General features: G+C 71.0%; 10 protein-coding genes. 5 read left to right on the top strand and 5 right to left on the bottom strand.

Annotated features, from left to right (window positions below):
• Positions 1 to 37: 37 nt before the first annotated feature.
• Entirely contained in the window at positions 38 to 1,306 is a 1,269-nt protein-coding gene (locus ACFTZL_RS32555) for an extracellular solute-binding protein (RefSeq protein ID WP_382590078.1), read from the bottom strand.
• A 401-nt stretch (positions 1,307 to 1,707) separates the two neighbouring features.
• Here ACFTZL_RS32555 and ACFTZL_RS32550 point away from each other — a divergent pair, with 401 nt between their 5' ends.
• Positions 1,708 to 2,742, top strand: a complete 1,035-nt coding sequence (locus ACFTZL_RS32550) for a LacI family DNA-binding transcriptional regulator (RefSeq protein WP_193477606.1) — start codon at positions 1,708 to 1,710, stop codon at positions 2,740 to 2,742.
• A 96-nt stretch (positions 2,743 to 2,838) separates the two neighbouring features.
• Complete coding sequence (locus ACFTZL_RS32545; RefSeq protein ID WP_382590074.1) at positions 2,839 to 3,720, top strand: phosphatase PAP2 family protein; 882 nt, start codon at positions 2,839 to 2,841, stop codon at positions 3,718 to 3,720.
• Here ACFTZL_RS32545 and ACFTZL_RS32540 read toward each other — a convergent pair.
• Positions 3,717 to 6,725 carry a bifunctional [glutamine synthetase] adenylyltransferase/[glutamine synthetase]-adenylyl-L-tyrosine phosphorylase gene (locus ACFTZL_RS32540; RefSeq protein ID WP_382590071.1) on the bottom strand — a complete coding sequence of 1,003 codons (3,009 nt, stop codon included), beginning with the start codon at positions 6,723 to 6,725 and terminating at the stop codon, positions 3,717 to 3,719. The genes ACFTZL_RS32545 and ACFTZL_RS32540 overlap by 4 nt on opposite strands.
• A gap of 205 nt (positions 6,726 to 6,930) precedes the next feature.
• Here ACFTZL_RS32540 and ACFTZL_RS32535 point away from each other — a divergent pair, with 205 nt between their 5' ends.
• Positions 6,931 to 7,443: a pyridoxamine 5'-phosphate oxidase family protein gene (locus ACFTZL_RS32535; RefSeq protein WP_382590069.1), complete on the top strand. Its 513-nt coding sequence runs from the start codon at positions 6,931 to 6,933 to the stop codon at positions 7,441 to 7,443.
• A 45-nt stretch (positions 7,444 to 7,488) separates the two neighbouring features.
• Positions 7,489 to 7,935 carry a VOC family protein gene (locus tag ACFTZL_RS32530; RefSeq protein ID WP_382590067.1) on the top strand — a complete coding sequence of 149 codons (447 nt, stop codon included), beginning with the start codon at positions 7,489 to 7,491 and terminating at the stop codon, positions 7,933 to 7,935.
• Here the strand turns inward: ACFTZL_RS32530 and ACFTZL_RS32525 are convergent.
• From ACFTZL_RS32525 to ACFTZL_RS32515, 3 genes are all read right to left on the bottom strand, one after another.
• A complete protein-coding gene (locus tag ACFTZL_RS32525; RefSeq protein WP_382590064.1) occupies positions 7,916 to 8,479 on the bottom strand; it encodes a TetR/AcrR family transcriptional regulator in 564 nt (187 codons plus the stop codon). The two genes, ACFTZL_RS32530 and ACFTZL_RS32525, sit on opposite strands and share 20 nt — an antisense overlap.
• Positions 8,480 to 8,492: 13 nt before the next feature.
• Entirely contained in the window at positions 8,493 to 9,074 is a 582-nt protein-coding gene (locus tag ACFTZL_RS32520) for a sugar O-acetyltransferase (protein ID WP_382590061.1), read from the bottom strand.
• Between the two features lie 96 nt (positions 9,075 to 9,170).
• The gene (locus ACFTZL_RS32515; protein WP_382590058.1) at positions 9,171 to 9,833 is read right to left on the bottom strand and encodes a TetR/AcrR family transcriptional regulator; all 663 of its coding nucleotides are present in this window, start codon (positions 9,831 to 9,833) and stop codon (positions 9,171 to 9,173) included.
• A 116-nt stretch (positions 9,834 to 9,949) separates the two neighbouring features.
• On the opposite strand from ACFTZL_RS32515, the gene ACFTZL_RS32510 reads away from it, so the two are divergent.
• On the top strand, positions 9,950 to 10,960 hold the full coding sequence (locus ACFTZL_RS32510; protein ID WP_382590081.1) for a hypothetical protein: 1,011 nt from the start codon (positions 9,950 to 9,952) through the stop codon (positions 10,958 to 10,960).
• The last annotated feature ends 87 nt before the right edge of the window (positions 10,961 to 11,047 follow it).

Here is an 11,047-nt window from a genome sequence, read left to right as displayed (position 1 = left end):
TCCCCTCCCCCCGGGGGATCCGGCGGCCACGCGGCGGTCACTTGGAGAAGTCCGGCACCAGCTTGGTGATGGCGGTCTCGGCGTCGCCGAGGCCCTTGTCCAGGGACTCCTTGCCGCCGGCGATCTCGATCAGCTCGTCGTCCAGCGGGCCCCACAGGGAGCTGTACTCGGGCAGCGCCGGGCGCGGCTGGGCGGAGGACAGCACGCCCTGGTAGCCGGCGATGCCGGGGTCGGCCTTGACCTCGGCGGTGTAGGCGTCCTCGCGCGTGGGGAGCGTGGAGTTCTTCAGCGCGATGGTCTCCTGGGCCTTCGCCGAGGTCATGAAGTTGACGAACTTCAGCGAGGCCTTCTGGTGGGCCGCGTCGGAGCCGGCGTAGACGGAGAGGTTGTGGCCGCCGGTCGGGGCGCCCGCCTTGCCGGTGGAGCCGGCCGGGACGGTGGCGATGCCGAGGTTGTTCTTGTCCTTGAAGGCGGAGCCCTTGTAGAAGTTGGTGATCTCCCACGGGCCCTGGACGATCGAGGCGACCTTGCCGCTGACGAACGCCTCCTGGATGTGGGCGTAGGCGTCCGCGGTGGTGTCGGCCTTGTGCAGGCCCTTGCCCTTGAACAGGCCCTGCCAGGTGCCGTAGGCCTTCTTGGCCGCGGGCGAGGCGACGGTGATCTTCTTGGCGTCGGCGTCGACGGTGTCGGCGCCCTCGCCGTAGAGGAAGCTCTGCGCGTAGTAGGCCTGGGTGGAGCCCCAGTAGCCGTCGACGCCGGTCTTGTCCTTGACGGTGGCGGCGGCCTTCTTCAGGTCGTCCCAGGTCTTGGGGGCCTCGACGCCGGCCTTCTTGAACAGGGCCTTGTTGTAGACGAGGGCGAGGGTGTCCGTGGTGAAGGGGACGCCGTACGTCTTGCCCTCGTACTTGGCCTGCTCGATCAGGCTGGGCTGGAACTTGTCCTGCTCGGCGAGGGCCTCGGTGCCGTCGAGCGGCGCGAAGAAGCCCTTCTTGGCGAAGGCCGGGGTCCAGCCGACCTCGGAGCGCAGCACGTCGGGGGCGCCCTTGGAACCGGCGGCGGTGTCGAACTTGTTCTGCGCCTGGTCGAAGGGGACGTTGACGTAGTTGACCTTGATGTCCTTGTGGGCGGCCTCGAACTCCTTGACGAGGGCCTTGTACGTCGGGGCCTCGTTGGTGGCGTTGGAGGTGTCCCACCAGGTGATGGTGACCGGGCCGTCGGCCTCGTCGCCGCTGTCGCTTCCGCCGCACGCCGTCGCCGCCAGGGCGAGGGACGCCACCAGCGCGGTGGCCGCTATGCCACGCCGCATGAGTTCTCCTTGAGGGTCAGCCCGTTCGTGCTGCCGACTGCGCCGTTGGCGGCCGGGCGTCGGTGAGATTAGCCGCGCTTCACGGACTTGCGAAAGACCTTGCAGCAAAAAGTTGCAAGAGGTGCGGATGGTTACCCCGTCGTGACCTCGCTTCAGCCCCTGTGGGACACGGATTTCCGGCTGTTCGGCGGGGAGTCGGACAGCTGTGCAAGACTCTGCAAGCACTTGCCATCCGCTTCCGTCGGGGGAATCATCCGTTGCGGATCGGACGCCGGCCACGACCTCTTCTCGACTTTTTGGGGACCGCGATGACCCAGCAACCCGCAGCCGGCCGTGGGACGGCACGCACCAGGCGTCCCGTCGGTGCGCAAGGAGGTCCCCGGCCGCTACAGTCCAGTGCTGTGACCACACGGCTTGCCGACATCGCCGCTCAGGCGGGGGTGAGCGAAGCGACTGTCAGCCGCGTCCTCAACGGGAAGCCGGGCGTCGCCGCCACCACCCGTCAGTCCGTGCTGGCCGCCCTCGACGTGCTGGGCTACGAACGCCCGGTGCGTCTGCGCCAGCGCAGCGAGGGCCTGGTGGGGCTGATCACCCCGGAGCTGGAGAACCCGATCTTCCCGGCCCTGGCCCAGGTCATCGGCCAGGCGCTGACGAGGCAGGGCTACACCCCCGTCCTCGCCACCCAGACCCCGGGCGGCTCCACGGAGGACGAGCTCACGGAGATGCTCGTCGACCGCGGGGTCGCCGGCATCATCTACGTCTCCGGGCTGCACGCGGACACCACCGCCGACATGCAGCGCTACGACCGGCTGCGCGCGCAGGGCGTGCCGTACGTGCTGGTCGACGGCTTCTCGCCGAAGGTGCAGGCGCCGTTCATCTCCCCCGACGACCGCGCCGCGATGAGCCTGGCGGTCACGCACCTGGTGTCCCTGGGGCACCAGCGGATCGGGCTGGCCCTGGGGCCGAAGCGGTTCGTGCCGGTGCAGCGCAAGATCGAGGGCTTCGTGCGCACGATGCAGGACCAGTTGGGCCTGGGCGCCGAGGCCGTCGAGTCGGAGCTGGTCCAGCACTCCCTGTACACCCTGGAGGGCGGCCAGGCCGCGACCACGGCGTTGATCGAGCGGAACTGCACGGCCGTGGTGTGCGCCAGCGACATGATGGCGCTGGGCGCGATCAGGGCGGCGCGGCAGCTCGGCCTGGACGTGCCGAAGGACATCTCGGTGGTCGGCTTCGACGACTCGCCGCTGATCGCCTTCACCGACCCGCCGCTGACCACGATCCGCAAGCCGGTCCCGGCGATGGGCCAGGCCGCGGTCCGCACGCTGCTGGAGGAGATCGGCGGGACTCCGGCCCCCCACAGCGAGTTCGTGTTCATGCCGGAGCTGGTGGTGCGCGGTTCGACGGCTTCGGCACCCGGGGATCGCGGCCGTTCCTGACGTCGTGGCCTGATCTCGCCGTAGGGAGAACATGCGACCCGGGCCTCGCCGGGGGATGATCGGTGGGGAAGTCCTTTTCTGGCAGACTTTGTGCCTATGGGTGATACGACCGTGACGAAGCCGGAAGGCCGGGAATCGGCCCTTCCGCAGACCGTTACGGCCGCGAGCGGACCGGGTTCGCCGCACCGGCCGCGCACCCCGCGCCGGCCCCGGTTCTGGTTCGAGATCCTGCTGATCGCGGTGAGTTACTGGACGTACTCGCTGATCCGCAACGCCGTGCCCGAGCAGAGGTCCGAGGCGCTGCACAACGCCGACTGGATCTGGCAGGTCGAGCACCATCTGGGCATCGCCGTGGAGGAGTCGATCAATCACACCGTGAACGCGGTGACTTGGCTGATCATCGGCATGAACTACTACTACGCGACGCTCCACTTCGTGGTGACGCTGGGTGTGCTCGTGTGGCTGTTCCGTTGGCATCCCGGCCGGTACGCGGCGACCCGGCTGGTGCTGTTCGCGACTACCGCCGTCGCCCTGGTCGGCTACTACCTGTATCCCCTGGCGCCCCCGCGCCTGATGAACGGCAGCGATTTCATCGACACCGTCATGGTCCACCAGACCTGGGGATCGATGGCGTCCGGCGACCTGAAGCACATGTCCAATCAGTACGCCGCGATGCCGTCGATGCACATCGGCTGGTCGCTGTGGTGCGGCCTGACGATCTTCGCGCTGGCGTCGGTCCCCTGGGTGCGGGTGCTGGGCCTGCTGTACCCGACGCTGACCCTGGTGGTCATCGTCGCCACCGCCAACCACTTCTGGCTGGACGCGGTGGGCGGCATGCTCTGCCTGGCCTTCGGATTCACGGTGGCGAGACTCTGGTACGGCTCCCAGCCGTACGCGCTGCCGCGCCTGGTGCCGGCGAGATCCACCTCGTCCGGGCACCGCGTACGGGTTCGGACCGGCCGCGGGCCGTCTGCCTAGCGCTCCGCCACCCCGTAGAAGAGTTCCTCCACCACGCCCCGGGCCCTGCGTGCCGTGCGGCGGTACGCGTCGAGCATGTCGCCCGCGTGCCCGGGGCCGTATCCCAGGTAGCGGCCGACGGCCGCGAGTTCGCGGGGCTCGGTGGGGAACGTGTCGCCGGCCCGGCCGCGGACCAGCATCACCGCGTTGCGGACGCGGGTCGCGAGGACCCAGGCCTCGTCCAGGGTCGCGGCGTCCTCCTCCGTGATGAGCCCGGCCGTGCGGGCGGCGGCCAGGGCCTCCCGGGTGCGGGTGGTACGCAGGCCCGGCTCCGCCGAGCCGTGCCGCAGTTGCAGGAGCTGCACGGTCCACTCCACGTCGGACAGGCCGCCCGGGCCCAGCTTGGCGTGCAGTTTGGGGTCGGCGCCGCGCGGCAGCCGCTCGGACTCCATACGGGCCTTGAGACGCCGGATCTCGCGGACGGCCTCGTCGCCGAGCCCGTCCGCCCGGTAGCGCAGCGGATCGATCAGCTCGATGAACCGGCGGCCCAGGTCCTCGTCCCCGGCGACGGGCTCGGCCCGCAGCAGCGCGTGCGACTCCCACGTCAGGGACCACCGGCGGTAGTACGCCTCGTACGACTTGAGGGTCCGGACGAGCGGCCCGGACTTGCCCTCGGGGCGCAGGTCGGCGTCGATGAGGAGGGGCGGGTCGGCGCTGGTGATCTGGAGCAGGCGGCGCATCTCGGAGACGACCTTGTTGGCGGCCTGCCCGGCCTCCTGCTCGTCGACACCGTCACGCGGCTCGTGCACGAACAGCACGTCCGCGTCGGAGCCGTAGCCCAGCTCGTGCCCGCCGAAACGGCCCATGCCGATGATCGCGAACCGGGTGGGCAGACTGTCGCCCCAGCCCTCCCGCACCACGGCCCGCAGCGTGCCGGCGAGTGTCGCCGCCGTCAGGTCCGAGACCGCGCCGCCGACCCGGTCCACCAGCGCGCCCTGGTCGGCCTCGGCGGGCTGCTCCTCGGTGCCGTAGGAGCCGACGATGTCGACGGCGGCTGTACGGAACAGCTCGCGGCGGCGTACCCCGCGGGCCGCGGTGACCGCCTGGGCGGCCCCGTCGGCCCGCTTCACGGCGGCGAGTATCTCCTGCTCCAGATGGGTGCGGGAGCGCGGTTCGAGACCGCCGCCGTCCCCGTCGCCGAGCAGCGCCACCGCCTCCGGGGCACGCATCAGCAGATCGGGCGCGAGCCGCCCGGCGGACAGCACACGGGCGAGGTTCTGCGCGGCGGCGCCCTCGTCCCGCAGCAGCCGCAGGTACCAGGGCGTCTTGCCGAGCGCGTCCGACACCTTGCGGAAGTTGAGCAGGCCCGCGTCCGGGTCGGCGGAATCGGCGAACCAGCCCAGCAGGACGGGCAGCAGGGTGCGCTGGATGGCGGCCTTGCGGGTGACGCCGGAGGCCAGCGCCTCCAGATGACGCAGGGCGGAGGCCGGGTCCGCGTAGCCGAGGGCGACCATGCGCTCCCGGGCCGCCTCGGGCCTGAGCCGGGCCTCTCCGGGTGCCAGTTGGGCGACCGCGTCGAGCAGCGGCCGGTAGAACAGCTTCTCGTGCAGCCGGCGTACGACGGTGGCGTGCCGCCGCCACTCGCGGTGCAGGTCGGCGACCGGGTCGGCGCGCAGGCCGAGGGAGCGGCCGATGCGGCGCAGCTCGGCCTCGTCCTCGGGGACGAGGTGGGTCCGCCGCAGCCGGAAGAGCTGGATCCGGTGCTCCATGGAGCGCAGGAAGCGGTAGGCCTCGTCGAGCTGGGCGGCATCGGCACGGCCGACGTAGCCGCCGGCGGCGAGGGCCTTGAGCGCGTCGAGCGTGGTGCCGCTGCGCAGGGAGGTGTCGGCCCGGCCGTGCACGAGCTGGAGGAGCTGCACGGCGAACTCGACGTCCCTGAGGCCGCCCGGGCCCAGCTTGAGCTGGCGGTCGACCTCGGCGACGGGGATGTTCTCCACGACCCGGCGGCGCATCTTCTGCACGTCGGGGACGAAGTTCTCGCGCTCGGCGGCCTTCCACACCAGGGGCTGGACGGCGGCGACGTACTCCTCGCCGAGGCTGAGGTCACCGGCGACCGGGCGGGCCTTGAGCAGCGCCTGGAACTCCCAGGTCTTGGCCCAGCGCTGGTAGTAGGCGAGGTGGCTGGAGAGGGTCCGTACCAGCGGACCGTTTCTGCCCTCGGGCCGGAGGTTGGCGTCCACGGGCCAGATGGAGCCCTCGACCGTGGTCTCCGAGCAGATCCGCATCATGTGCGAGGCGAGCCGGGTCGCGGCCCGCACGGCCTTGGTCTCGTCGGCCCCCTCGGTGGCCTCTCCCACGAAGATGACGTCCACGTCGGAGACGTAGTTCAGCTCGTGGCCGCCGCACTTGCCCATCGCGACGACGGCGAGCCGGCACAGGGCGGCGTCCTCGGGCGCGGCGGCCTCGGCGAGACCGAGGGCGGCGCGCAGGGTGGCGGTGGCGAGGTCGGCGAGCTCGGCGGCGGACTCGGCGACGCCGGTCGTGCCGCACACGTCCCGGGCGGCGATGGACAGCAGGCAGCGCCGGTAGGCGACGCGCAGGGAGACCGGGTCGGTGGCCTCCGCGAGGCCGGCCTCGAACTCCTCCACCCCGGGGTGCAGGTCGTACGCCTCGTACATGACGAGCGCCTGCCAGTCGTCCGGGTGCCGGGTGAGGTGGTCGGCGAGGGCGGTGGAGGCGCCGAGCACGCCGAGCAGCCGGTCGCGCAGCGGCTTGGCCGCGATCAGCGTGTCGAGCAGTTCCTGGCGGGCGCCGGGGTTCCGCTGGGCCTCCAGCAGCCGGACGAGTCCGAGCAGCGCGAGATCGGGGTCGGCGGTCCCGCCCAGCGCTTCCAGCAGCACCGGGTCGTCGCGCAGGGGCATGAGCTCGGCACTGTCCAGGAGCCGCTCGGCGGCGGAGGCGTCGGTGAAGCCGTGCCGCAGCAGCCGTGTGAAGGTACTGCTCCTGCGCCCCGGCGCCGCCGTCATCCCGGGCCTCCCTCGGACTCGTCTCGGACGTGCTTCGGACCTGCTTCGGATCTGCTTCGGTCTTCTTCTGAACTTCTGCGGATCAAGGTCGTACGGCCCCGAGCCTAGTCGCAGACCCCCGGTCAGGCTCCGATGAGTTCGGCAGGCGGACGGGGTCTGCCCTCTCAGGAGCTTGCCCCGAGGCGAGAGGTCAGGAGGACGGCTGATGACCACCATGCGACCCGAGACCAGGCTGGATCCGCGCTACAGCGACGAGAAGGCCACCGCGACCGACTGGCAGGAGGCCGAAGCGCGGCTCACGGCGGCGGAACTGTTCTGGATCACGACGGTACGACCGGACGGGCGCCCGCACGTCACCCCACTCCCTGCGATCTGGTCGGACGGCGCCCTGCACTTCTGCACGGGCCCGGAGGAGCGCAAAGCGAGAAACCTCGCGCAGAACCCGCACGTCGTGCTCACCACCGGCACGAACACCTGGGACAAGGGCTACGACCTGGTGGTGGAGGGCGAGGCGAGGCGCGTGACCGACGACGCCCGGCTACGCGAACTGGCCGCCGGGTGGGAGGCGAAGTACGGCAGCTTCTGGCACTTCGAGGTACGCGAGGGCTATTTCCACCACGGTGCGGGGCACGCGGCCGTCTACGCGGTGGCGCCAGGCACGGTTTTCGGCTTCGGTAAGGGGGAGCCGTTCAGCCAGACGCGGTGGCGGTTCGCCTGAGCCGTAGTCCGTTGCCCGACGGATGCCTGACGAAGGAGTCACGCCATGGACTTCACTCTCGAAGTGATCCCGCTGCCCGTCACCGACATCGACCGTGCCCGGGACTTCTACCGGGACAAGGTCGGCTTCCACGTCGACATCGACCAGGAGGTCATGCCCGGGATGCGGATCGTCCAGCTCACCCCTCCGGGTTCCGGCTGCTCGATCGCCCTCGGCGAATCGATCTGGGAGATGACACCGGGCCCCACTCCGGCCCCCGGCTCGTACCAGGGCCTGCAACTGTGCGTCGCCGACATCAAGGCGGCCCACGCGGAGCTCGTCGAACGCGGCCTCGATGTCTCGGAGCCGGTCCAGTACACGCCGGACGACGGCGCCACGTTCATGCACTTCACAGACCCGGACGGGAACGGCTGGGCGGTCCAGGAGTACCGCCGCCGGGCGACGGAGCCGCTGCACCGACTGCTGGCGGACCTCAAGCGACAGGGGGCGTGACCGCGGCGGTCGTGAGGCGCGTGACCGCCAGCCGCGTCAGCTCGCGGCTCTGCGGCTCGGTGTCGAGGGCGCGGTGCAGGGTCAGGCCCTCGATGAGCGCGTCGAGCTGACGGGCGGTGTCCGCGTCGAAGTGCTGCTCCAGGAGCAGGCGGCTGCGGCGCATCCATGTGTGGGTGAGTTCGCGGTACTCCGGGCGCCGGGCGGCCAGTGTGTACAGCTCATGGGCGAGGACGAAATCGCGGCGGGGCCCCTCGGAGAGGGTGTGCACGAGGTCCGTGACGGCCTCGCGGGCCTCTTCGGCGGTCCCGGCGCGACCGAGATGCCGCTCGAAGACGGCCACGATGTGGTCGGCGAAGCGGGTGAAGGCCTCGCGCAGCAGGTCGTCGATGCCGGTGAAGTGGTAGGTCATCGAGCCGAGCGGAACCTGGGCCCGGACGGCGATCTTGCGGTGGGAGACGCCGGCGACTCCCTCGTCGGCGATGTGGTCGAGCGTGGCCGCGAGAATGCGGTCGCGCCGCCGCGGGTCCGTGTGTCCGGTGGCCATGAGCGGGCGCCGGTCAGAAGTTGCGGACGGGGCGGGCGGGGTTGCCGACGGCGACGACATTGGCCGGTACGTCTCTGGTGACCACCGCCCCCGCGCCGATCACCGCGTTGTCGCCGATGGTCACTCCGGGACACACGATGACTCCGCCGCCGAGCCAGACGTTGTCCCCGATCACGATCGGCCGGGCCGCCTCCAGCTTGTCCCGGCGCGGCTCCGGCTCCACGGGGTGGGTGGGCGTGAGGAGCTGGACGTTGGGGCCGATCTGGCAGTCCTCGCCGATGGTGATCCGAGCGACGTCCAGCGCGGTCAGGTTGTAGTTGACGAAGGTGCGGGCCCCGACGGAGATGTTGCTGCCGTAGTCGACGTACAGCGGCGGCCGCACCTCGGCCCCCTCCCCCACGGAGCCGAGCAGCTCGGCGAGCAGCGGCCGGGCCGCCTCGGCGTCCTCGGTGCAGGCGGCCAGATACCGGGCGGCGAGCCGCATCGCCCGCTGCTGCCGCCGGGCGATCTCCGGGTCGTCGGCGATGTAGAGGTCGCCGGCGAGCATCCGCTCCAGGTTGGTGCGCGGGTCGTTCGCGAAGTAGTCCATCGGCATGCGTACGATCGTACACTCGCGAATGTACGAACGTACACTCCTGCCACCCCGGGTCGGCCCCGTCTGCCGTATCGACGGATGCCCCAGTTGGGTCGACTACTGCCGAGTGCGTCGCTCTGCGGCGTCGAACGCGGGCGCGAGCGGGGCCAGCGCCGCGCGGAGCTGGTCGGGCAGTGACCCGGAGGGCACGACCAGTCCTCCGACACCGAAACTCCCGGCGGCCCCTGGAACCCCCTCCGTCTCGGCCGGCCGGAGCCAGCCTTCCAGTGCGATGCGGACCGCCGCGGCCACGCTCGCCGCGAGAACGCGGGCCGTGTGCGCTCCGGCATCACCCAGGCGTTCGGCGATCACCGCCGTGAGAGGGGGCTCGATGTCGGCGGTGGTGTCGAGGAACGCGTCGCGGAGCGCGGTCCGGGTGGTGATCAGCAGCATCGCCTGTTCATGCTCACCGGTGTTCGTGTACTGCTCGACCACTGCTTCGGTGACGGCGTTCGCCAGGTGTACTCCGGCGGGCCGGGCCGCGACCGCCGCCGCGATCCGCGCCTCCCGGTCCGCGGCGACAGCGGAGACGATCGCCTGCTCGCGGCTGGCGAAGTAGTTGTTGTAGGTGCGCGGCGAGACCCCGGCCGCCTCGGCGATGTCGTCGACCCGCACCTGATCCGGTCCGCGCTCCATGGCCAGGCGCAGGGCCGCCTCGCGCAGCGCCTCGCGGGTGGCCTGCTTCTTCCGCTCCCGCAGCCCTGGTGGTGGTGTCGTCACGGTGCCAGCGTTCCACACAGAGCTGCGTGCACGCAAACTTGCGTGCACGCACTTTTCCTGTAAGCCTCGACCCGACCGAGACCGAGGGAGAGGACGTCACCATGCGGGCAAGAGGGATGACCTACGACACCGGGTTCGTCGTGCACGGCCAGATATCCCGCGAGCACTTCGACCCCGCGGTGGTCCGGCGCGAGCTCGCCATCATCCGCGACGACCTGCACTGCAACGCGATCCAGATCATCGGCGGCGACCCGGACCGACTGGAGCTGGCCGCCGGTGCCGCCGCCGAGCTCGGCCTGGAGGTCTGGTTCTCGCCCTATCCGCTGGAGCTGGATCCGGAGCAGATCCTCACGCTCTTCCGCGACTGCGCCGAGCGAGCGGAACGGCTCCGGCAGCAGGGGGCCACCGTCGTGTTCGTCGCGGGGGTCGAGCTGAGCGTGATGAACCGCGGGTTCCTGCCCGGAGGGAGCCCTGAGGAGCGGGTCGGGCAGCTGATGAGCCAACCCGAGCGGCGGGCCGAAGCGATGCGCGAGCTCGGCGTGCGCGTCAACGCATTCCTCCGCGATGCCGCGGCCACGGTCCGCGAGCGCTTCCACGGCAAGCTCACCTACGCCTCCATCCAGTTCGAGCAGGTCGACTGGACTCCCTTCGACGTTGTGACGTTCGAGCTGATCCGCTCCGCCGAGGTCGCCGACCGGTTCCGGGACGCGGTGCGCACCCTGGCCCAAGGCCCGAAGCCGCTCGCCATCACCGGGTTCGGCACCGCGGCCTACCGCGGCGCGGGAGACCGCGGTGGGCGGGTGCTGGACGTGGTCGAGTCCGACCCTGAGACCAGGGCCCCAGTACGGCTGAACGGCATATACGCGCGTGACGAGGCCGGCCAGGCCGCATATCTGAGCGAACTGCTGGAGATCTTCGAGACCGAGGGCGTGGACAGCGCGTTCGTGTTCCTGTTCGCCTTGCCCGGCTACCCGCACCGCCCCGACGGCGACCCCAGGGACGACTTGGACCGGGCAGGCCTGGGCATCGTCAAACTCCTCGAAGGGCGCCGGGGGCAGACCTACCCCGACATGGAATGGGAACCCAAGGCCGCCTTCGCGGCAGTGGCGCGGCGGTACCGGAGATGACAGGCCCCGTGCACGGTGACCACCCGGATCAATGAGGTCGGGCGTTGCGCGGTAACTGCCGATGGGGCCGGTGAGGCGCGAAGGGGC

This window comes from Streptomyces sp. NPDC056948 (genome assembly GCF_042674225.1).
GTDB classification, from domain to species: Bacteria; Actinomycetota; Actinomycetes; order Streptomycetales; family Streptomycetaceae; genus Streptomyces; species Streptomyces purpurascens.
Note: the sequence above shows the minus strand (reverse complement) of the source record. Positions and strands in the feature narration are given on the sequence as shown.

Excerpts from the sequence above, each read along its gene's own strand:
- ACFTZL_RS32555 (WP_382590078.1), bottom strand. The coding sequence starts at position 1,306 with ATGCGGCGTGGCATAGCGGCCACCGCGCTGGTGGCGTCCCTCGCCCTG.
- ACFTZL_RS32545 (WP_382590074.1), top strand. The coding sequence starts at position 2,839 with ATGGGTGATACGACCGTGACGAAGCCGGAAGGCCGGGAATCGGCCCTT.
- ACFTZL_RS32540 (WP_382590071.1), bottom strand. The coding sequence starts at position 6,725 with ATGACGGCGGCGCCGGGGCGCAGGAGCAGTACCTTCACACGGCTGCTG.
- ACFTZL_RS32535 (WP_382590069.1), top strand. The coding sequence starts at position 6,931 with ATGACCACCATGCGACCCGAGACCAGGCTGGATCCGCGCTACAGCGAC.
- ACFTZL_RS32530 (WP_382590067.1), top strand. The coding sequence starts at position 7,489 with ATGGACTTCACTCTCGAAGTGATCCCGCTGCCCGTCACCGACATCGAC.
- ACFTZL_RS32525 (WP_382590064.1), bottom strand. The coding sequence starts at position 8,479 with ATGGCCACCGGACACACGGACCCGCGGCGGCGCGACCGCATTCTCGCG.
- ACFTZL_RS32520 (WP_382590061.1), bottom strand. The coding sequence starts at position 9,074 with ATGCCGATGGACTACTTCGCGAACGACCCGCGCACCAACCTGGAGCGG.
- ACFTZL_RS32510 (WP_382590081.1), top strand. The coding sequence starts at position 9,950 with ATGACCTACGACACCGGGTTCGTCGTGCACGGCCAGATATCCCGCGAG.